Below are 20,580 nucleotides of genomic sequence, written 5' to 3' on the forward strand. Positions count from 1 at the left end.
GGCGGCCTCCACTCACTGCGGACCGCCCTGGTTACCTGCCTGTTCTCCTCGCGCCATGGGGACCAATTGTCCATCCTGCGCTGCGGGTTGCTGCGGATTGCCTGCCTGCGGCGTGGCGGCCGGCACCGGTGCGGCGATGACGGCCTGCGCGGCGGGCGCGGGGACCGGAGCCGCCGGCGCCGGGGACACCGGTGCGGGGGTGGCCGCCCGGGAGCCGACCGCGGGAAGATTCGCGGCGGCCAGTCCGGTCCCGCGGGCGGTGCCGGCATTGGGGGTCGCCCCGCCGGCAGGCGCGGCCGGTGCCGGCGGCGGCACGACCGGCGCGCCCTGTGCCGGCTTGGGATCACCGACCACGGTGACCGCGCCGTTCTCGGCGACGACGAGCCGGGCCACGTCCCTGGCCGGGATCATGCCCTGTGCGGCCGCCTTGCGGGCGAGCTCCGGCGCCGAGTTCGCGGCAAGGAAGTCGCGCTCCAACGCGGCCTTCTTCTCCACGAGTTCCTGGTTGTGCGCCTTTGCCGCGCTCAGCTTGTATGAGTCCTCGGCGGCCCGGGTGGTGAGCAGCAGCGTGATCGCCAGCCCCACCGAGAGGAGACCGATGATGGTCGCCACGAACGGGATTCGAGCGGTGAAGGTGCCCCGCTTGGTACGGGAGACGGGGGCCGTGATCGCGGCCCGCTGGTTGCGCTTGGCGTATGCGCGCTGGGCCGCGGTCGACCGGGAACCGGCCTGGGGCCGCGCGGTGGAGCGGTCGCCGGTGGTCGCCGGTGCCCGTCCGCTGGTGCGGGGGCGGACCGAAGTCGTCGTGCCACGCTCGCGCACGGCAGCCGATCGCACGGGAACTGTCATGCCGTCGCCCTCCTCGAAATTCGTTCGGCACAGCGCAATCGCGCCGGTGCCGCCCGCGGGTTCTCCTCGATCTCCTGCTCGCTCGCGCGCTCGGCACCGCGCGTGCGCATCTCGAACTCCGGTCCCATACCCGGCAACTCGACCGGCAGGCCCTCCGGGCTCCGGGACTTGGTGCGCGGGGTCAGTTCCTGCTTGACCAGTCGGTCTTCCAGGGACTGGTAGGACATGAACACCACGCGGCCACCGACCGCGAGCGAGTCGAGCGCCGCGGGGATCGCCGCGCGCAGCGAGTCGAGTTCGCCGTTGACCTCCACCCGCAGTGCCTGGAAGGTGCGCTTGGCGGGATGCCCGCCGGTGCGCCGGGTCGCTGCCGGAATGGACGCGTAGATCACCTCGACCAACTGCGAGCTGGTGGTGAACGGCTCGATCTTCCTGCGTCGCAACACTTCCGACGCGATTCTCCCGGCGAAGCGTTCCTCGCCGTAGGTACTGAGGACCCGGGCGAGCTCGCCGTGACTGTAGGTGTTGAGGATGTCGGCGGCAGTCTGGCCCCGAGTCGGGTCCATCCGCATGTCCAGCGGGGCGTCGACGGAGTACGCGAAACCGCGGTCGGCCTCGTCGAGTTGCATCGAGGACACCCCGAGGTCGAACAGGATGGCGTGTACCGACTCGACCTGGTCGTACCCCGCGATCTCGAGGGCATCGGCGATGCCGTCATACCTGGTGTGCACCAGGGTGACTCGATCACCGAACCGCTCGAGCCTACCTCCCGCGATCTCCAGTGCGGCGGGATCGCGGTCGAGACCGATCAGGCGCAGTCCCGGGTACGCCTGCAGGAAGTGCGCGGAGTGCCCACCGAGGCCGAGGGTGGCGTCGATCATCACCGCACCCGACCCGTCCTCGGATTCGCGGGTGATCGCGGGCCCGAGGAGTTCCACTGCGCGAGTGAGCATCACGGGGACGTGACCGAACTCGGGGACCCGGCCGGAATCCTCCGCGGGCGGGTTCGCTTCGTCGTCCACGAGTTCTCCCTTGCGGTCCTGTTCGGTCTTCTGCGTCGTCGGTCGTGGCTGCGGTCGGTCCCGACCGGGTGTCGAGGTGGGGGCGGGTGCCGCGAGGTCTCTGTCCGATCCACCGAACCTGGCGCTGGGGAAGTGCGTCAGGGTCGGTATCGGGCAGAGGCCGCGCGGCATCCGCCGATGACGAATGGCGGCTACAGGATGTCGCTGAGGGATTCGGATCTGGCTTGGGAGTAGGTTTCCTCGTTCTCCTCGGAATAGGTGTGCCACGACTGGGCATCCCAGATCTCAAGGAAGTCGACCGATCCGACGACCACACATTCCTTCGTCAGGCCGGCGTAGCGCCGGTGGTCGGCGGACAGGGTGATGCGCCCCTGGGAGTCGGGGTGCTGTTCGTCGGCTCCCGCCGCGAGCGCGCGGACGAAGGCCCGGGCTTCCGGGTTGCTCCGTGAGGCCGCTGCGGCCCGTCGGGCGAGGGCGGTGAACTCTTCGCGCGGATACACCGCGAGGCTGTGGTCCTGCCCTTTCGTGACCATCAACCCTCCCGCCAGTGCATCGCGATACTTCGCGGGCAACGTCAGTCGCCCCTTGTCGTCGAGCTTCGGCGTGTAGGTACCGAGAAACATCTCGACACCTCCCCAGTCGTTCCGAGAAACGAACGGCCTCACCCTGTGGTTCACCCCGGTGAACCAGTGCGCACCACGTTACCCCACTTTCCCCCACGCACAAGGCGAACATGCCGCAACCTTCACGGCTTTCGGACCGTCATTGCAGGTCACAGCAGTGGCGGAAGGTGGGGGGATTTTCGTGTGTCGTCTACCACGACGTTGATCTCACCGAGAGCGTGGCCACACGGCCCGCCGAATGTCCCAGCTCATCGACCACTTCGGGCCGCGAGGACAATTACGCGGACCGAAGTGGGGCTCGCAGTGGGGCGCGGTGGGGGGCACCGGTGGGGCGCGGTGGGGACGGCCCGAGGGCACGCCCACCACGCACTCACGACGTGCAGACACGACAAAGGCGCGACACACCGTGTCGCGCCTTTTCGCTGCGAGTCGAAGCCGGAGTTCGCTACTCCTGCTCGAACCGCTTCTTGAATCGGTCTTCCATGCGGGACGAGAATCCGCCGCCGCTCTTACGGCCGCCCGAAGGCTTACTGGCCGACGACGCGGGCCCGGACTTCTCGCCCGATCCCGCCTTCACACCCGGACCTGATCCCCACCTGAGGAACAGAACTCCGGCACCGAACATCACAAGGAAGCCGAGCAGACTGATGATCAGAAATACGCCCGCCTTGGCTGCGAGGGGAATCCCCGCAACCAGGAGAACGAGTCCGAGGACGAAGAGGGCCCCCGCCTGCATCCGACGCTTGCTCGAGGCCGCACGCATACGGCCTCCCCTCACAGAGGACGCGAACTTAGGGTCTTCGGCGTAGAGAGCGCTCTCGATCTGATCGAGCATCCGCTGCTCGTGCTCGGAGAGTGGCACGGTTACCTCCCCCGGCACATCAAGTTGGCGGCCGAATCGTTGGGTCGAATCGACCGGTTGCCGACGTTCGCGGCTACCTGTCGTCAATGATACGAGTACACGTCACCCCGTACCACCTACTCCGACAACGAGTTGCCCGAGATTTTCCCTCGGACACACAGATGCCCTGGTGGGCAGGCCCGCCCGACCCTATGCCGACGCGCGGACGAGACCACCCTCACCCCGAAGGCCCCGGCAGCCCACGACCTCGAGGCGCTCTTCGACCACGGTCAGGAACCTGGACACTTCTCCGTGGAAGCGATCCGCCTCGGCTGCGGTGATCGTGCGGGAGATGCCGGCCTCGATCGCGGCCCGCGTGTCGGAGTGCGACGCGAAGAACTCCGCCCACCCGGACAGGTCCGGCTCGACCCGACTCAACAGCACCCACGCACTCCGGGACCGCGAGCGCGGCGTGCGACCGGCGAGCGCCGCGCCCGCACCGCGCAACGCCGCCAGGTACGCCGCCAGGAACCGGTCCGCCGGATCACGCGCCCCGGCCGCCTCCGCCAGCAGTGCGTCCGCCCGGTCGAGCAGAGTCACCCGAATTGCCATCTGCCGAACACCTCCCCTGCATTGCCCGCGGAATCCGAAGAGCACCCGGACCCGCGTCGCCCCTCGGATCCACCCCCGCACCCGCCTGCCGTGCAATCCGGCGAAGCGCGCTTCCCTCACGCTCCACCGGATTGCCGGTATCGAACATTCGTTCGACCTATTCAATATAACCGCCCCCACCGACACGGAGTCAAGAGAGAGGGTGAGTCCGGTCGACACCACCCCCGTCCCCCGCCTGGTCGAACTGTCCGCCGCCGACCTGCGCGGCCGCCTGCCCGAAGCTCTCGCCATCTACGTCGAGGCGATGAGCTACCCGAAGGGCACCGAGATCCATCGCGCCCCGATGTGGACCGAGCACACCGCCCGGCCGGGCTGGCGCGGTGTCGCCGCGTTCGCTCCCGATTCCTCCGGCGCCGACGCGATGGTCGGCATCGCGTACGGCTACCGCGGCGCACCCCACCAGTGGTGGCAGCAGCAGGTTCGGGACGGCATGCGCCGGTCCGGCGCCGATCCGGACGAGATCGAGGCAGTGCTCGGCGACTACTTCGAACTCACCGAGCTGCACGTCTCGCCCCGCGCCCAGGGGCACGGCACCGGCGGCGCGCTGCTGCGACTGTTGCTGACCGACCGCCCCGAGTCCATGGTGCTGCTGTCCACTCCCGAGGTGCCGAACGAGAACAACCGGGCGTGGCGGCTCTACCGCAGGCTCGGGTTCACAGATGTGGTCCGGCACTTCCGGTTCACCGGCGACAGCCGCCCGTTCGCGGTGCTGGGGCGTCCGCTGCCGCTCTGACCCTTATAGCCTTGGCGTCGTGATCGACGCGGTGGTGGTGGGTTCCGGACACAATGCGCTCGTCGCGGGGTGTTATCTCGCGCGCGAAGGCTGGGCCGTCGAAGTGCTCGAACGCGACACCGAACTCGGTGGCGCCGTCTCGACCGTCGAACGGTTCCCCGGACACCGGGTGGACCGCGGCTCCTCTGCGCACATCATGATCCGGCACACGGGGATCGTCGAGGAACTCGACCTCGGCGCACACGGGTTGCGCTATCTGGACTGCGACCCGTGGGCGTTCGCACCGGCACCGCCGGGAGATCCGCGACCGGGCATCGTCTTCCACCGCGACCTCGAGGCAACCTGCCGCTCGATCGCCGCGGCGTGCTCAGCGCGTGACGCCGACGCGTACCGCCGCTTCGTCGGCACGTGGGGACCGCGAACGACGTCGGTGATGCGGGCGTTCGGTGCCCCACCGACCGGTGGCCGTCTGGTCCGCTCGTTCTGGGGACTCGACACCGGTGACGGGCCGACGACCCTGTCGCGGGAGTTCCTCGCGTCCGGGGACGCGCTGCTCGACGACTGGTTCGACGACGAGCGCCTCAAGGCGGCCCTGGCCTGGTTCGGCGCCCAGTCGGGACCGCCGATGTCCGAGCCGGGCACCGCCCCGATGGTCGGGTTCGCCGCCCTGATGCACACGATTCCGCCGGGTCGCGCGGTCGGCGGCAGTGGCGCCCTGACCGCGGCGCTGGCGTCGCGGCTCACCGCCGACGGCGGCACCGTCCGGCTCGGGGACGGTGTCGTCGAACTGCGCCGCAGCGGCGACGGCTGGCTGACCCGCACCGCGTCGGGTCGCGAGGTGCGGTCGAAGGTCGTGATCGCGGGCTGCCACATCCTGACCACCCTGGACCTGCTCGAGCGCGGCGGACACGACGCCGCCCGGATCGCGGACTGGCGGCGCCGGATCCGGGTCGGGCCGGGCATCGGCATGGTGCTCCGGCTCGGCACCGACGCGCTGCCGCGGTACCCGAGTGCCCCCGAGGGCGCGACGGCCACCTCCGGCCTGCAGCTGCTCGTCACCGACCGGGCGCAGTTGCGGCTGGCGCACGGCGCGGCACTCGCCGGGGAACTGCCCCCGGCGCCTGCGGTGCTCGCCATGAGCTTCAGCGGCCTCGACCCGAGCCTGTGCCCGCCCGGCGAGCACCAGGCGACGCTGTGGTCGCAGTGGCATCCGTACGCGCTGAGCGGGGGCCGCAGCTGGTCGGACCTGGCGGAGACCGAGGGCGATCGGATCGTCGCCGAAATCGAACGGTTCGCACCGGGATTCACCGCGTCCATCCGCCACCGGCTGGTACAGACCCCGGCGAGCCTCGAATCGGAGATGGGGCTGATCGGCGGCAACGTCATGCACGTGGAGATGTCCCTGGACCAGATGTTCATGTGGCGTCCGCTGCCGGAACTGTCCGGCTACCGGGTACCCGACGCGACCGGCCTGTACCTGACCGGGGCGTCCACCCACCCCGGCGGCGGGGTGTCCGGGTCCAGCGGGCGCAGTGCCGCTCGGGTTGCGTTGTCCGACGGCAGGTTCGGGCGGCTGCGCCGGCTCCTGAGACGATGACACGCGACGTGCGCGGGGCCATGACGCGAGTCACACCGGCACCGTCACCGCGTGCCCCTGCCGCGCACGCGTGGCGCACCGCGCCTTCGCTGGTCGCGTCGGCGGTCGCCGTCACCGCGCAGATCGCCTACCCCCTGGTGCACGGCTCCGCACGGGACACCGTGACGGTCGTCGCCGTGCTGTCGCTCGCCGTGGCGGCGGTGACCCACGCCTGGTCCACGCGCGGGTTCCGGTGGGCCGCAGCACTGCTCGTCGTCACCGCCGGGCTCGGGCTGCTGTCGGAGATCGTCGGCACCGGCACGGGAATCCCGTTCGGGTGCTACGACTACGCGACCGACCGCCTCGGACCGTCGCTCGCGGCGGTGCCACTCCTGGTGCCCTTGGCGTGGACGGCGGGCTGCTACCCGGTGTGGTGCGCGGTCACCCACGTGGTCGACCGGGGCCGCCCCCTGACCCGGGCGGCACTCGCCACCGTCGGGATCGTCGGGTGGGATCTCTACCTGGATCCCCAGATGGTCGCCGACGGCCAGTGGCAGTGGTGCTCGGCGCACCCGAGCCCACCCGGCCTCGAGCCGATCCCCTGGACCAACTACGCGGGCTGGCTGCTGGTCGCCGCCGCGATCGCGGCGACCCTGACCTGGCTGGACCTCCGGTGTACCGGTGTCGACCCGAGCCCGGCCGCCGATGCGGTTCCGCTCGCGCTGTTCCTGTGGACGTGGCTCGGGTCCGCCCTGGCCCATGCGGTGTTCCTGCCCGATTTGGGGTGGTCGTCGGGGTACGGACTCGTCGGCATGGGCGTAGTCGGCGTGCCGCTGCTCGCGCGTCTGAGCCGGGCTGGCACCATGGCCAGGTGCTGACGCTCCGAACCAGTGATGAACGGTCCCGTGTCCGACGCCCCCGCACCCGACTGGCCGCGCTGACCGCCCTGCTGCTGCTGGCCGTCCCCCTGCTCAGCGGCTGCCTGCGGGTACAGGTGTCGATGGGTGTGTCCGCCGACGACCGGGTGTCCGGTCAGATCGTCGCGGCCACCGTCCCCACCAGCGAGACGGACACGGGGCCGGAACTGACGCCGCCGGACTCACTCGTCGGCAAGGTACGGGTGCAGGAGTACAAGCAGGACGGCTACGTCGGCTCCCAGGTGTTCTTCAGCGACCTGACCTTCGGTGAGGTGCAGCAGCTCGGATCGATGTCCGGTCAGGCCGGTCCGTCCGTGCAGCTGAACTTCCAGCGCGCAGGCGACGTCGTGGTCCTCGACGGCAAGGCCGACCTGAAGGCCGTGCCCGACAGCAGCGATGTCCAGATCAGCGTCGCGTTCCCGGCCCGGGTGGCCACCACCAACGGCAACCGCGACGGCGACTCGATCGTCACCTGGAAGCTGTCCCCCGGAGAGGTCAACACGCTCCGGGCCGAGGTCCGCTACCAGGACCCGAGCACCCGCGGGTTCGCAGGCTGGGCCGGCATCATCGGCGGCGTCACCCTCGGTGTCGCACTGATCGTCGGCGTGATGGCCTACACCCAGCGCGACCGCTCCCCTCGCTACCTGCGCAGCGACGGCGCCAACCGGGCGAAGATCGAGCAGGACTGATCCCCGGAACGGGGGACGTCGGGTGAGGCCGGTGCACGATGCGATCCGGCTCGGCGCGGCGCTGTCGGGGGCCGGGGCCGCGATCGCGGCCGTCAACGCGGCCACCATGCCCCGACTGCGTCCCGGTCTCGCCGTGACCGAGCCGGTCACGGTCTGCGTCCCCGCTCGCGACGAGGCCACCACCCTGCCGCTGCTGATCGCCGATCTGCGAGCTCAGCGGGGGCTGCCCGATCTGCGGGTGCTGGTACTCGACGACGCGTCGTCCGACGGCACCTTCGAGGCCGCGATGGCGGCGATCGGTACCGACGCCCGGTTCACGGTTCACCGCCGCGAGGGCGACCCGCCGCCCGGCTGGGTCGGCAAATCCGCGGCGTGCGCGCACCTCGCCGACCTCGTGCGTGCCGAACCCGTCGGTGCACTGGTGTTCCTCGACGCCGATGTCCGGCTCATGCCTGACGCGGTCGCCGCCGCCGTCACCACGTTGCGCCGCCTGCGGGTGGACCTGCTGTGCCCGTGGCCCCACCAGGTGGCCGTGTCACCGGTCGAGCGCCTCCTGCAGCCGCTGCTGTGCTGGTCGTGGCTGGCCAGTGCGCCCCTCCCGATCGCGAACCGCAGCCTGCGGCCGTCGATGGCGGTGGCGTGCGGTCAGTTTCTGGTGTTCGATGCCGACGGCTACCGCGCGGTCGGCGGACATCACGCGGTCGCCGGGGACGTCGCGGAGGATCTGGAACTGGCCCGGGTGTTGCGCCGCGCGGGCCGGCAGACCGCGGTCGCAGCGGCCGGGACCCTGGCCTGCTGCCGGATGTACACCTCGGCAACGCAGGTGCGGGACGGCCACGGGCGGTGGCTCTGGACACAGTTCGGCTCCCCTGCCGGGGCGGCCGCGGTGCTCGGGGCCGGGACGGTTGCGTACGTACTGGCACCGCTGTCCGCGGTCACCGGCGGGCACCGTCGCTGGGGACTCGCGGCCTACGGCGGCGCCGTCGCGTCACGGCTGCTGGCACGCGGCGTCGAGTCCGGCCGGCGACCGTCCACGCGGGACGCGGTGGACGCGGCCGCGCATCCGCTGTCGATGCTGGTACTGGCCGCGTTGACCGTCGACTCCCACCTACGGCACCGCCGCGGCACCCTCGCATGGAAGGGCAGGCGGCTCCACCGCCCGTGAGCACCTATGCCGCGTTGCTGGCGAAACCGAGGTTGGTCAGCACCTCGCGGGTGGCCCGCGCGAAGTTCAGGGTGATGAAGTGCAGGCAGGGTGCGCCCTCGGAGATCAACCGCTCGGCGAGTTCGGTGGCCACCTCGATGCCCACCTCCCGGACCGCGGCCCGATTCTCCTCCGGACCGCCACCGGCGGCCTTCGTGAGCCGCTCCTCGAGTCGGGCGGGCAACTTCGAGCCCGACAGCTCGAGGCTGCGCCGCGCCGACCGCAGCGACGTGATCGGCATGATCTCGGGGATGATCGGCTTCTCGCCCTGCTCGGCGTCGAACGCGACCACCCGGTCCCGCAGCCGCAGGTAGTCGTCGACGTCGAAGAACATCTGGGTGATCGAGTACTCGGCGCCGGCGCGCAGCTTCGACACCAGGTACTTCGTGTCGTGGTCGAGGTCGGGGGCGCGGTAGTGGCCCTCGGGGAACGACGCGACGCCGACGTGGAAGTCGCCCATGTCCCGCACCAGCCGGACGAGGTCCTCGGCGTACTCGACGCCGTCGGGGTGCTTGACCCACTCGCCGAGCGGATCGCCGGGCGGATCGCCACGCAGGACCAGGATGTTGCTGATGCCGCGGTCCGCGTAGGCGCCGCACATGGTGCGCAGTTCGTCGACGCTGTGGCCCACCGCCGTCAGGTGCGCGACCGGCAGCAGGGTGGTCTCCTCGGCGAGTTCACCGGTGACGCGGACCGTGCGGTCGCGGGTGGATCCGCCGGCACCGTAGGTCATCGACACGAACGCCGGACCCATCCGCTCGAACTCGCGGACGGCCCGCCACAACCGCGCCTCGGCGTCGGCGTCGCGCGGCGGAGAGAACTCGACGGAGAACGGGATCCGCCCTCCGGCGGTACCGATACGGTCGACGATCGACGGGGTCTGCGACGCCCATCCCTCGCTGGACCGCCCCCTGACGGCATCAAAAGTCACGGGTCAATCATAGGGGCGGGCCTGAGCGAGGTTTCCCGGCCACTCCCCGGCCGCTCTCAGGCCACCACCAGGGCGTGTCTCCCAATCCCTCTCGGATGCATCTGGCGAAACAATCGTCGTTCTGCAAGACGGAGGAGTCGCTCCGCGGGCTCCGCTCCTGCGCGGAGGAGAAGCCGATACCGGGGTTGTATCGGCGCCGACGACAACGCCGCAGGGCGGCGATTGGGCGCCAGATGCGCCGAAAAGGGGATTGGGAGAGATGCCCTAGGGTGGCCGTCATGAGTACCCCTCCCGATTCGACCACCTCGGTACCCGCGGCCGTCGAGTCGGCACTGCGCACCTTCTTCGACTCCCGGCGTCCGATCACCGACAACATCGGCGGGACATTCTCCGACGCGGCCGCCGCCCTGGAGGCGTTCGTGCTGCGCGGCGGCAAGCGGGTGCGGCCCGCGTTCGCATGGACGGGGTGGCTCGGCGCAGGCGGGGACGAGCACGGACCGGACGCCGCCGCGGTGCTGCGGGTCTGCTCGGCGCTGGAACTGGTCCAGGCGTGCGCGCTCGTGCACGACGACATCATCGACTCGTCCGCGACCCGGCGTGGCTTCCCGACGCTGCACGTGGAGTTCGCGGACCGGCACAGGGTGGGCGGCTGGTCGGGCGATCCGGCGAAGTTCGGCGAGTCGGTCGCGATCCTGCTCGGCGACCTGGCGTTGGCGTGGGCGGACGACCTGATCCGCGAGTCCGGCGTCGACGCGGACGCGCAGGCCCGTATTGCACGCGTGTGGTCCGCGATGCGCACCGAGGTGCTCGGCGGGCAGTACCTGGACGTGAGCACCGAGGTCACCGGTGACGAGTCGGTGGCGGCGGCACTGCGGATCAATCGCTACAAGACGGCCGCGTACACGATCGAGCGCCCGCTGCATCTCGGTGCGGCGCTGGCCGGCGCCGACGACGCCCTGATCGCGGCGTATCGGGAGTTCGGCACCGACATCGGCATCGCCTTCCAGCTGCAGGACGATCTGCTCGGCGTGTTCGGCGATCCCGAGGTGACCGGCAAGCCGTCCGGCGACGACCTGCGCGAGGGCAAGCGGACGGTGCTGTTCGCGGAGGCGCTGGTGCGGGCGGACGCCTCCGATCCCGGTACCGCCGACTTCCTGCGCCGCGGCATCGGCGCCGACCTCAACGACGACCAGGTGCATCGGATGCGGCAGGTCATCACCGACCTCGGTGCCGTCGAAGCGGTCCAGGCGAGGATCGACGAGCTGACGACGACCGGACTGCGCGCGCTGGACGCGTCGTCGGCGACCGAGGCCGCCAAGGCGAGCCTGCGGGAGATGGCGGTCGCGGTGGGCCGCCGCAACGCCTGATGGTGCGCGCGGTGCCCGGCCCCACCGACCGGGTGGTGGTGATCGGGGCGGGCCTGTCCGGGTTGGCGGCGGCGCTGCACCTGCGCGGCGCCGGCCGGGAGGTCACCGTCCTCGAACGCGACGCGACGGTCGGCGGCCGGGTGGGCGTCCACGTCGGGCCCGGCTACGAGATCGACAACGGCGCAACGGTTCTCACGATGCCCGAGCTGGTGGACGAGGCGCTCGCCGCAGTCGGGGCGGGACCCGCATCGGTCACCCCACCGCTGCGGATGCGCCAACTCGACCCGTCCTACCACGCCCGGTTCGCAGACGGCTCGGCCCTTCGGGTGTTCGCCGACGAGGAGGCGATGACCGCCGAGGTCGCGCGGGTGTGCGGCGACGCCGAGGCCGACGGCTACCGCAGGCTGCGGGCCTGGCTGGCGACGATCTTCGGCGCCGACTTCGACAACTTCATGGACGCGAACTTCGACTCGCCGCTGGATCTGGTGCGCACCCCGGCGGCCCGCCGCGACCTGTGGACGCTGCTCCGCCGCGGCGGGTTCGGCCGGCTCGGCCCCCGGGTCGCCCGGTTGGTCCACGACCCGAGACTGCAGCGGATCTTCACGTTCCAGGCCCTGTACGCGGGCGTCGCGCCGTCGCGGGCCCTCGGTGTGTACGGCGCGATCGCGCACATGGACACGTCGATGGGGGTGTACTTCCCGGACGGCGGCATGCGGCGGGTCGCGGAGGCGATGGCGGATGCGCTGACGGCCGCGGGCGGGAAGGTGCGACTGGGCGCGGAGGTCACGTCGATCGAGTACGACGGAGACCGGGCCCGACGAGTGCGGACCGCCGACGGCACCGCCCACGATGCCGACGCGGTCGTGCTGACCGCGGACCTCGGCGCCGGTGAGGCACTGCTGCCGCGGCGGCGCCTGCCCCGCCGCCCGGTGCGGCACTCGCCGTCCGCCGTCGTCGCGCACGGCACCGTCCCCGCCGAGGTGGCGCGGCAGTGGGCGGACAGCGGCCATCACACCATCGACTTCGGCGACGCCTGGGAACGCACCTTCGCGGAGATCACCGCGCACGCAGGCCGGGGCCGGCTGATGAGCGATCCCTCCCTGCTGCTGACCCGCCCCGCGTGCACGGACCCGGCACTGCGGGTGGTCCGCGACGGCGTCGAGCACGAGCCGCTGTCGGTGTTGGCGCCGTGCCCGAACCTGCGCAGCGCCCCGCTGGACTGGGACGCCCTCGGTGAGCCGTACGTCCGGGAACTGCTGGGTGTGCTGGAGGCCCGTGGCTACCGCGGCATCGCCGAGCACTTCCGGGTCGACGTCGTCGACACGCCACGAACCTGGGCCGAACGCGGCATGTCGGACGGCTCCCCCTTCGCCGCCGCCCACGTGTTCGTCCAGACCGGCCCCTTCCGGCGCGGCAACCTGACCACCGGCGCCTCGAACGTCGTCCTCGCCGGTTGCGGCACCACCCCCGGGGTCGGGGTGCCGACGGTGTTGCTGTCCGGGAAACTCGCCGCCGCGCGGATCCTCGGCCGTGACCCCGTCCACCGTTCGAACGCCAGGTGAACAGCGACGCGGCGGGCTCGTTTCCCGGGTCGGGCCCCGCAACCACTAAACTGTGTGGCCGTCACCGTTCCACCGCGTCGCGGCGGTGGCCTCGTCAAGCCGATTCGCCGTCGTCCAGCCGAACAGGGGGAGATCAGTAACCGATGTCGTCCCCCACCACTCGGCCGCGTTCGGCGGCCGCGTTCCTGCGTAGCGACGTCGGGCACGCCGCTGTCCTCGGCGTCCTCGGTGCGATCATGATCACCTTCGGCGGATTCGGCTCCGGGGCCGTCCGCCGCCGCGACCCGCTGCTCGAGGCGATGTACCTGTCGTGGCTGCGGTTCGGTCACGGCTTCGTGCTGTCGACGCTCGTCGTCTGGATCGGCGTGCTGCTGATGATCGCGGCATGGGTGCGGATCGGGCGGAACGTACGCGCCGGGCTCGTCGAGGTCGGTGAGCTGCGCTGGGTGATCGCCGCGTGGACCGGGCCGCTGCTGCTGTCGGTTCCGCTGTTCAGCCGTGACGCGTACTCGTACCTCGCGCAGGGCGCGCTGCTGCGGGACGGCTTCGACCCCTACGCCGTCGGCCCGGTGGCGAACCCCGGCATCCTGCTCGACAACGTCAGCAACGTGTGGACCACCACCACCGCGCCGTACGGTCCGGTGTCGCTGCTGCTCGGGCAGGGCATCACCGCGATCACCGGCGACAACGTGATCGCAGGCACCATGCTGCTGCGGCTGACGATGCTTCCGGGGCTGGCGCTGCTGATGTGGGCGCTGCCGCGACTGGCGCGCCAGCTGGGCGGCGACGCGTCGACCGCGCTGTGGCTGGCCGTCCTCAATCCCCTCGTCCTGATCCATCTCGTCGGCGGGGTGCACAACGAACTTCTGATGGTCGGCCTGATGGTCGCCGGCATCACCCTGGTCCTCGACCGTAGACACGTCGCCGGGATCGCGGTCATCGCCCTCGGTGTCGCGGTCAAGGCGATGGCCGGGGTGGCACTGCCGTTCCTCGTGTGGATCTGGATGATCCACGAACGCGAGCGGGCACAGGCGGAGGGCAGGCAGCCCCCGTCGCCGCTGGTGTCGTTCGTGCGTACCGCCGGCACCGGGTTCGGTGTGTTCGCGGCGGTGTTCGCGGTGTGCTCCCTCGTTGCCGGCGTCGGGCTCGGCTGGCTGACGGCGCTGCAGGGTTCGGCAAAGATCATCAACTGGCTGTCGCTGCCGACGATCCTCGCGCACATCGTCACCGTCTCCACGTCGTGGTTCACCGGCCTGCGCCTCGGCCCGGTGCTCGAGGTGACCCGGGCGATCTCCGCGTTGGTCATGATCGCCACGCTGGTCGCCGTGTGGTGGCGGTTCCGCAAGACCGAGCGCCAGGCGGTGCTCGGCATCCTCGTCGCGCTGGTCGTGATCGTGCTGCTCTCCCCCGCCGCGTTGCCCTGGTACTACTCGTGGCCGCTGGCGATCGCTGCCGGGTTCGCGATGTCGACCACGACGCTGATGGTCCTCGTCGGCCTGTCGACGTGGCTGATGCTCGTGTTCAACCCGGACGGATCGATCGGCCTGTACTCGTTGCCGCACGTGCTGCTCGCGACCTTCGCGGCGGTCGTCGCCGCTCGCTCGCTGGTCACCGTGGACCCGCTGCGGCTGCGCTCGGTGCGGGAACCGAAGGTCGCGGCGACCACGGCGGACGCGCCGCTCGCACCCGACCGGGCCTGAGATGACCGCGCTGCACGACCCGGCTCCCGTGGACCTCGACGGGGCGTACCGGCACTGCCGACGGCTCGCTGCGGAGCACGGCAAGAGCTACCACCTCGCGACCCGGCTGCTGCCCCGACGGGACCGGCCCGCGGTGCACGCGCTGTACGGCTTCGCGCGCACAGTCGACGACATCGTCGACGTCGATGCGCTCGCGGGCCGCTCTCCCGCCGACTGTCTGGCCGAGATCGACGCCGTCGAGGCGGAGCTGGCTGCGGCGCTGGCCGGCACCGTCGCGGGCGCCCGCCCCGAGGTCCGCGCGGTCGCGGACACCATCGGTCGCTACGGCATCGACCCGGCACACTTCACCGTGTTCCTGGCGTCGATGCGGATGGACGTCCCGGGTGCACCGGGGTTCCGGGCGACGTACGCGACGATGGCCGATCTGCGGGAGTACATGCGCGGCTCGGCCGCCGCGATCGGCCTGCAGATGCTGCCGGTGCTCGGCACCGTCACCCCGCGAGCCGAGGCCGAACCCGCCGCCGCCGCGCTCGGCGAGGCGTTCCAGCTGACGAACTTCCTCCGCGACGTCGGCGAGGACCTCGACCGGGGCCGGATCTACCTGCCCGCCGACGAACTCGCCGCGTTCGGTGTCGACGCCGACCTGTTGCGGGCCCGCCGCGCCGACGGGCGGCCGGACCCGCGGATCGCCCGGGCCCTCGCCCACCTGATCGCGATCAACCGGAACTGGTACCGGGTCGCGGAGCCCGGCCTGGCGATGCTGTCCCCCCGCGCGCGGCCCGGCCTGGTCGCCGCGTTCGAGCTGTACTCGGCGATCCTCGACGAGATCGAGGCCGGTGGCTACCCGGTCCTGCGGCGGCGAGTGGTGGTGCCGCGCCGCCGGCGGATCGCGATCACGGCGCCGCTGCTCGTCGGCTCGCTTGCGGTGCCCGCACTCGGACGGGTCCGCCGCACCGCGGGCCGCCCGGCCGCACCCGCCCCCGCCGAGTGAGCGCGGTCGATCGTGGACGCGGGCGGACCTGACTCGGCGCCGCGGCGATACTGGATGGTGTGGGTTCCACCGTCGACCCGAACTCCGGCGACATCGCACGGTCTCCGTGGCTCTATCCCGGAGCCCGGCCGACTCGCAGCGGGCTCCTCCACGAGCGGGGCTACGACCGTCTCGTTCCGAGCGCGGGAAGCAGGCTGGGCCGAGCGCGGGTGCGATCGGGCGCCGACGCACGGTCGGTCACGCTCGAACACGCGCTACGCGCATCGAATGCCGCCGGCGTGGACAGCCGCTACCTGGTGGTTGCCGTGGGCTGCAACGCCTCACCGGAGGTCGTTCGGCGCAAGTGTGCGAGCGCGGATGTCGACACAACAGTGCCGTTCTTCCGGGCCACCGTCGACGACCTCGAAGTGAGTCACAGCGCGCATGTCAGCAGACCCGGCTACGTCGCCGCGACACCGACGTACCGTCCGGGGGCGCGGGCGGCGGTGTTCGTTTCGCTCTTCGATCGTGCGCAGCTGCGCTGTCTCGACGCGACGGAATCGAACTACGTCCGTCGGCTGGTCCCCGCGGACAAGTGCCGATTGACCCTTCAGGGCCGCGAACGACCATCGGCCTTTCTGCTCTACACCTCCGGTTGGGGCGCGCTCGCACCACCGGGTGACCTCCCGCTTCCGCTACAGACGCAGGAGGCACTGTTCGAACGGCTGTTGCGCGATTGCCCGGATTTCGCAGCCCTGGTCGGGGACCGGCCGCCGTGTCGGCGTGTGATGCAGTTCCTGGCGCAGGACGAGGAGCTCCGGGAGGCCGCCCGCGCGGTGCTGGCGCGCTGGGCGGTTCCCGGCGGCTTCGAGGACTGCCCGGCCGGCTCGACGCCCCGCTACCGTCAGCTCACGAGCGAATGGTCCGACACCACCCGTGCCGTCGACCGGTGACGCCACGTCCACCGTCGTGGCTTGCCGCGGCGCCCGGCCGCTGGGTGGTCAGAAGGCCATCGCTTGAGCGCGCCTCACGACCTCACGTGCCGAGTCGGTGTGCATCGCGTCGATCGGCGTGCCGGGCAGGGTCTCGTCCTCGGTGAACAGCCACCGCAGGATCTCGGCGTCGGTGTAGCCGCCGTCGCGCAGCACCATCAGCAGTCCGGGCAGGAGTCGGACCACGTCGTCCCCGGCGAAGAATGCCTCGGGGACGGAGATGATGCCGTTGCGGCGCACCGCGATCAGCTCGCCGTCGCGCAGCATCTGATGCACCTTGGTGACCACCAGGCCGAGCACCTTCGCCACATCGGGCAACTGCAGCAGCGAGACACTGGGATCGAGGACGTCGTCGGTGTACGGAATGGCACTCACACCCGTAACCGTATCGGGTTCGGCCACCCGGTGACTCCGCTGGCTACCATCGATCCGGACACTGCCGACCGCCCGACCGGGGCGGGCGACTCGGCGACGACGAGGGAGACGAGGTAAACGCGGGTGGGGCCAGGTGACCAGCGGCTGATCGGCCAGCTGATCGAACGACGCTATCGGGTGGACGCCCCGATCGCGCGGGGTGGCATGTCGATGGTCTACCGGGGAATGGACCTTCGGTTGGATCGGCCGGTCGCGATCAAGGTGATGGACCCCAAGTTCGCGCAGGACCCGCAGTTCCTGTCCCGATTCGAGTTCGAGGCGCGAGCGGTGGCCCGGCTGAGTCACCCCGGGCTGGTCGCGGTCTACGACCAGGGCATCGACGGGGAGCACGCATTCCTGGTGATGGAACTGGTCGCGGGCGGCACTCTGCGCGAACTGCTGCGCGAACGCGGTCCGATGCCTCCGCACGCCGCGGCCGCCGTCGCCGGACCGGTGCTCGATGCGCTCGCGGTGGCCCACCGGGCCGGGCTGGTGCACCGAGACGTCAAGCCGGAGAACGTGCTGATCTCCGATTCCGGCGAGGTGAAGATCGCCGACTTCGGGTTGGTCCGCGCCGTGGCCGGATCGAACGCCACGTCGTCGAGCGTGATTCTCGGCACCGCCGCCTACCTGTCCCCCGAGCAGGTGACCTCCGGCAACGCCGACGCACGCAGCGACGTGTACGCGACCGGTGTGCTGCTGTTCGAAATGCTCACCGGCAGAACGCCGTTCACCGGCGACACCTCGCTGTCGATCGCGTATCAGCGGATCAACGCCGACGTGCCGGCACCGAGTTCGGCGATCCCCGGCGTGCCGGCCGAGTTCGACCGCCTGGTCCTGCAGGCGACCGCGCGCGACCCCGAGGACCGGTACTCCCATGCCGGGGAGATGGCCGCCGCCCTGCGCGGCGCGGCGCGTCAGCTCGGGCTGCCCAGCTACCGGGTGCCCGCGCCCCGCAGCTCGGCCCAGCACCTGAGCGCGGCGAGACAGGTGGCGGGTGCCGCCGCACCCACCGAGGTCGCCGGCGCGGGCCCGAAGGGCGCGGCCCCGACGGAGGTGACGTCGACGGCGACCGCGGTCGTCGCGCACCCGGGCGTCGAGCACGTCACCCCGCAGCCCACCAAGGTCGTCACCACGCAAACCCATCGCGAGGCAGTGGAGTCCGCGCCCGACGACGACGGACACCGACGCGGACCTGCGCAGTACGAGTACCCAGATTTCGCGGCCGACCGGGCCCGCTCCCGCCGCGCGATGCTGATCTGGCTGACGGTGATCCTGCTGCTCGCCGCGTTGGTCGGCCTCGGCGGCTGGTGGCTCGGGTCCGGGCGTTACACATCGGTTCCCTCGGTCGCCGGGATGGACCGGGCCGCGGCCACCGCGGCGATCGAGGCGGCCGGGCTGTCCACGGAGATCCGCGGCGAGTACTCGGACACCGCCGCGACGGACGTCCTCCTCGGCACCGACCCCGACTCCGGCGCCCGGGTGCCCCGGGACGGTTCGGTGGCGGTGCGGGTCTCCCTCGGCAAGCCGGCGGTGCCGAATCTGACCGTCGGCGCCGATGTCGCCGCCGTGGAGGACTCGTTGCGAGCCCACACCTTCGTTCCGGTGGACGGCGGCGAGGCGTTCAGCACCAAGGCCCCGACCGGTGCGGTCGCGGCGCTCGAACCCGGCCCCGGCACCGTGCTCGCGGTCGGCTCCCAGGTGAAGGTGATCCGCAGCAAGGGGTCACCGCCCGTCGAGGTGCCGAACCTGCGCGGCAAGAGTGTCGACCAGGCCCGCGCGGCCCTCGACGCCGTCGGGATCGTCGTCTCCGACACCCGGGAGGTGTTCGACAGCGGGGTCGACGCCGGCGACGTGGTGGGCACCGAACCGACGTCGGGCAGCCGCGTCGGCGCCGGCTCCAGCGTGACGCTGACCGTCTCGACCGCGGTGAAGGTGCCGTCGATGATCGGCCGCTCCGTCGGCTCCGCCCGCGACGAACTGGTCGGGCTCGGTCTCGAGGTGCAGGTCCGCCAGGTCTCCGAATCGGATCGGTCCCTGGTCATCAGCCAGAACCCCGGCTCCGGCACCCGCGTCGAGCCGGGCAGCACGGTGACGCTCACGGCGCTGCCCTGATCCCGCGGGGTAACGCGCGCGCCGCGCGCCCCGACAGGCAGGACAACCCACCGGAGGAGTCCCGATGTCCGTTCGCCTGCGTTCGTTCACTCTCGCCGGTCTCGTCGCCGCGGCCCTGATCGGTGCCCCCGCCGCAGCGAACGCTGCAGACGAGTGGCCACCGATTCCGGACTACCCGTCGCCGTCGGTCCCGTTCGACAACACCCACTTCCTGACTCCGGACAACCCCGAGTACTGGAACCCGTTCGTCGCGAAGGACCGGCTCACCTCCCCCTACGGAACCAGCACCCGCATCGTGTGCACCGCCTTCCACGGAGTGCTGACGGGCTGTTGGCAGGCCGACCGGGACGGCAACCCGCACGAGCTGGTGCGGCTGCCTGCCGACTTCCCGAACGTGTCCGGGTCGAGCCTGCCCGGTGGCGGGCCCGGGCACTACGTCTACCCGGTGTGGAGCGCGGGCAGCTGAGCCGCACCCGCGTCACCCCCGCGAGCGCGTCGGCGCTGTGACGTGAAGGGCGTCAGCGCGCCGGAGTGTAGATCGCGAACGCGCCGCCCTGCGGGTCGGTGAGCACCGCGAAGCGGCCGGTGCCGGGGATGTCGGTGCCGGGAACGTGCACGACACCGCCGAGCTCGGTGGCACGGGCGGCGGATGCGTCGACGTCGTCGACACCGAAGTACAGCGCCCAGTGCGGCGGGATTCCCTCCGGAAAGTCCTCGCCCATCGCCATCATTCCGCCGAAGTCCTGGCCCGCCACGCCGAACTGGGTGTAGCCCTCCCCCGCGTTCACCGTCCAGCCGAACACCTCGGTGTAGAACTTCTGTGCGGCGGCGGTGTCGCGAGTGCGCAGTTCGATCCAGCACAGCGCGCCGGTCTCGTTCAGCCGGGCCGCGCCGGAGAAGGTCTTCGCCTGCCACAGCGAGATCACCGCGCCGGTCGGGTCCGCGAGGACGGCGAACCGGCCGAGGTCGAACACGTCCATCGGCTCGGCGAGCACGGCGCCACCGGCCGCGGTCGCCTTCGCGACGGTGGCGTCGACGTCCGCGACCGCGATCGACGCGGTCCACGCGACGGGCTGGCCCTCCTGGTGGAGCGGGCTGGCCGCCGCCACCGGGTCGCCGCCCAGCAGCTGCGTCGTGTAGCCGCCCGCCTCGGGGTTGGGGTTCTCCTCCGGCGTCCAGCCGAGCAGTGCCCCGTAGAACGCGCCGGCCGCCGCGACGTCGGTGGTGCCCAGTTCGGCCCAACAGGGGGCGCCGATCTGCGTTTCGGTGATCTTCATGATGCGTGCCTCACTGTCGGTGTGGATTCATCGATCACCGCGACCGTAACGCCGGGGGCCGACACGTTTCGACCCGAACGCGTCGACCCCGCACGCGCCTCGGCCCGCCCCGGAGAATCCGGGACG

Annotated in this window: 20 protein-coding genes; 12 read left to right on the forward strand and 8 right to left on the reverse strand. The window is 71.4% G+C overall.

What is annotated here, in order from left to right; all coding sequences use genetic code 11:
* Positions 1-12: 12 nt before the first annotated feature.
* From ACWEPG_RS19220 to ACWEPG_RS19240, 5 genes are all read right to left on the reverse strand, one after another.
* A complete protein-coding gene (locus ACWEPG_RS19220) occupies positions 13-849 on the reverse strand; it encodes a hypothetical protein (protein ID WP_452595025.1) in 837 nt (278 codons plus the stop codon).
* Positions 846-1,802, reverse strand: a complete 957-nt coding sequence (gene rsmH, locus ACWEPG_RS19225; protein ID WP_452595062.1) for a 16S rRNA (cytosine(1402)-N(4))-methyltransferase RsmH — start codon at positions 1,800-1,802, stop codon at positions 846-848. The genes ACWEPG_RS19220 and rsmH overlap by 4 nt, the downstream gene beginning before the upstream one ends.
* A gap of 260 nt (positions 1,803-2,062) precedes the next feature.
* The gene (mraZ, locus tag ACWEPG_RS19230; protein WP_450116114.1) at positions 2,063-2,494 is read right to left on the reverse strand and encodes a division/cell wall cluster transcriptional repressor MraZ; all 432 of its coding nucleotides are present in this window, start codon (positions 2,492-2,494) and stop codon (positions 2,063-2,065) included.
* A 445-nt stretch (positions 2,495-2,939) separates the two neighbouring features.
* On the reverse strand, positions 2,940-3,356 hold the full coding sequence (locus ACWEPG_RS19235) for a DUF3040 domain-containing protein (RefSeq protein WP_450116113.1): 417 nt from the start codon (positions 3,354-3,356) through the stop codon (positions 2,940-2,942).
* Between the two features lie 189 nt (positions 3,357-3,545).
* A complete protein-coding gene (locus ACWEPG_RS19240; protein ID WP_452595026.1) occupies positions 3,546-3,947 on the reverse strand; it encodes an SAV_6107 family HEPN domain-containing protein in 402 nt (133 codons plus the stop codon).
* A gap of 202 nt (positions 3,948-4,149) precedes the next feature.
* On the opposite strand from ACWEPG_RS19240, the gene ACWEPG_RS19245 reads away from it, so the two are divergent.
* From ACWEPG_RS19245 to ACWEPG_RS19265, 5 genes are read left to right on the forward strand one after another with little or no spacing between them, the layout of a single operon-like run.
* Positions 4,150-4,740, forward strand: a complete 591-nt coding sequence (locus ACWEPG_RS19245; RefSeq protein ID WP_452595027.1) for a GNAT family N-acetyltransferase — start codon at positions 4,150-4,152, stop codon at positions 4,738-4,740.
* 19 nt (positions 4,741-4,759) lie between these two features.
* Positions 4,760-6,337, forward strand: a complete 1,578-nt coding sequence (locus ACWEPG_RS19250) for a phytoene desaturase family protein (protein ID WP_452595028.1) — start codon at positions 4,760-4,762, stop codon at positions 6,335-6,337.
* A gap of 20 nt (positions 6,338-6,357) precedes the next feature.
* Positions 6,358-7,194 (forward strand): carotenoid biosynthesis protein, encoded by an 837-nt coding sequence (locus ACWEPG_RS19255; protein ID WP_452595029.1) that lies wholly within the window; start codon positions 6,358-6,360, stop codon positions 7,192-7,194.
* A complete protein-coding gene (locus ACWEPG_RS19260) occupies positions 7,188-7,922 on the forward strand; it encodes a DUF3153 domain-containing protein (RefSeq protein ID WP_452595030.1) in 735 nt (244 codons plus the stop codon). Before ACWEPG_RS19255 ends, ACWEPG_RS19260 begins: the two co-directional genes overlap by 7 nt.
* A gap of 22 nt (positions 7,923-7,944) precedes the next feature.
* Positions 7,945-9,087 (forward strand): glycosyltransferase, encoded by a 1,143-nt coding sequence (locus tag ACWEPG_RS19265; RefSeq protein ID WP_452595031.1) that lies wholly within the window; start codon positions 7,945-7,947, stop codon positions 9,085-9,087.
* A gap of 4 nt (positions 9,088-9,091) precedes the next feature.
* On the opposite strand, the gene metF is transcribed toward ACWEPG_RS19265, so the two are convergent.
* Positions 9,092-10,057, reverse strand: a complete 966-nt coding sequence (gene metF, locus ACWEPG_RS19270; RefSeq protein WP_450116106.1) for a methylenetetrahydrofolate reductase [NAD(P)H] — start codon at positions 10,055-10,057, stop codon at positions 9,092-9,094.
* 278 nt (positions 10,058-10,335) lie between these two features.
* Between metF and ACWEPG_RS19275 the strand changes: the two genes are divergently transcribed.
* The 5 genes from ACWEPG_RS19275 (at position 10,336) to ACWEPG_RS19295 (ending at position 16,609) form a co-directional block, all read left to right on the forward strand.
* Entirely contained in the window at positions 10,336-11,424 is a 1,089-nt protein-coding gene (locus tag ACWEPG_RS19275) for a polyprenyl synthetase family protein (RefSeq protein ID WP_450116105.1), read from the forward strand.
* Positions 11,424-12,986: a phytoene desaturase family protein gene (crtI, locus tag ACWEPG_RS19280; RefSeq protein WP_452595032.1), complete on the forward strand. Its 1,563-nt coding sequence runs from the start codon at positions 11,424-11,426 to the stop codon at positions 12,984-12,986. Before ACWEPG_RS19275 ends, crtI begins: the two co-directional genes overlap by 1 nt.
* Before the next feature lie 143 nt (positions 12,987-13,129).
* Positions 13,130-14,686: an alpha-(1->6)-mannopyranosyltransferase A gene (locus ACWEPG_RS19285; RefSeq protein WP_452595033.1), complete on the forward strand. Its 1,557-nt coding sequence runs from the start codon at positions 13,130-13,132 to the stop codon at positions 14,684-14,686.
* A 1-nt stretch (position 14,687) separates the two neighbouring features.
* Positions 14,688-15,677 (forward strand): phytoene/squalene synthase family protein, encoded by a 990-nt coding sequence (locus tag ACWEPG_RS19290; protein WP_452595034.1) that lies wholly within the window; start codon positions 14,688-14,690, stop codon positions 15,675-15,677.
* A 59-nt stretch (positions 15,678-15,736) separates the two neighbouring features.
* Entirely contained in the window at positions 15,737-16,609 is an 873-nt protein-coding gene (locus ACWEPG_RS19295; RefSeq protein ID WP_452595035.1) for a hypothetical protein, read from the forward strand.
* Positions 16,610-16,657: 48 nt separating this feature from the next.
* Here ACWEPG_RS19295 and ACWEPG_RS19300 read toward each other — a convergent pair whose 3' ends face one another.
* A complete protein-coding gene (locus tag ACWEPG_RS19300) occupies positions 16,658-17,023 on the reverse strand; it encodes an Rv2175c family DNA-binding protein (protein ID WP_450116100.1) in 366 nt (121 codons plus the stop codon).
* Between the two features lie 123 nt (positions 17,024-17,146).
* On the opposite strand from ACWEPG_RS19300, the gene pknB reads away from it, so the two are divergent.
* Positions 17,147-19,177: a Stk1 family PASTA domain-containing Ser/Thr kinase gene (gene pknB / locus ACWEPG_RS19305; protein WP_452595036.1), complete on the forward strand. Its 2,031-nt coding sequence runs from the start codon at positions 17,147-17,149 to the stop codon at positions 19,175-19,177.
* A gap of 64 nt (positions 19,178-19,241) precedes the next feature.
* A complete protein-coding gene (locus ACWEPG_RS19310; RefSeq protein WP_452595037.1) occupies positions 19,242-19,643 on the forward strand; it encodes a hypothetical protein in 402 nt (133 codons plus the stop codon).
* A 52-nt stretch (positions 19,644-19,695) separates the two neighbouring features.
* Here the strand turns inward: ACWEPG_RS19310 and ACWEPG_RS19315 are convergent, their stop codons facing one another.
* Positions 19,696-20,454 (reverse strand): VOC family protein, encoded by a 759-nt coding sequence (locus tag ACWEPG_RS19315; RefSeq protein WP_452595038.1) that lies wholly within the window; start codon positions 20,452-20,454, stop codon positions 19,696-19,698.
* Positions 20,455-20,580 lie beyond the last annotated feature (126 nt).

The organism is Rhodococcus sp. NPDC004095 (assembly GCF_053604015.1).

Bases quoted from the DNA above. Each gene is read 5' to 3' on its own strand.
- ACWEPG_RS19220 (WP_452595025.1), bottom strand. From the start codon at position 849: ATGACAGTTCCCGTGCGATCGGCTGCCGTGCGCGAGCGTGGCACGACG.
- rsmH (WP_452595062.1), bottom strand. From the start codon at position 1,802: ATGCTCACTCGCGCAGTGGAACTCCTCGGGCCCGCGATCACCCGCGAA.
- mraZ (WP_450116114.1), bottom strand. From the start codon at position 2,494: ATGTTTCTCGGTACCTACACGCCGAAGCTCGACGACAAGGGGCGACTG.
- ACWEPG_RS19240 (WP_452595026.1), bottom strand. From the start codon at position 3,947: ATGGCAATTCGGGTGACTCTGCTCGACCGGGCGGACGCACTGCTGGCG.
- ACWEPG_RS19255 (WP_452595029.1), top strand. From the start codon at position 6,358: ATGACGCGAGTCACACCGGCACCGTCACCGCGTGCCCCTGCCGCGCAC.
- ACWEPG_RS19275 (WP_450116105.1), top strand. From the start codon at position 10,336: ATGAGTACCCCTCCCGATTCGACCACCTCGGTACCCGCGGCCGTCGAG.
- crtI (WP_452595032.1), top strand. From the start codon at position 11,424: ATGGTGCGCGCGGTGCCCGGCCCCACCGACCGGGTGGTGGTGATCGGG.
- ACWEPG_RS19285 (WP_452595033.1), top strand. From the start codon at position 13,130: ATGTCGTCCCCCACCACTCGGCCGCGTTCGGCGGCCGCGTTCCTGCGT.
- ACWEPG_RS19290 (WP_452595034.1), top strand. From the start codon at position 14,688: ATGACCGCGCTGCACGACCCGGCTCCCGTGGACCTCGACGGGGCGTAC.
- ACWEPG_RS19310 (WP_452595037.1), top strand. From the start codon at position 19,242: ATGTCCGTTCGCCTGCGTTCGTTCACTCTCGCCGGTCTCGTCGCCGCG.
- ACWEPG_RS19315 (WP_452595038.1), bottom strand. From the start codon at position 20,454: ATGAAGATCACCGAAACGCAGATCGGCGCCCCCTGTTGGGCCGAACTG.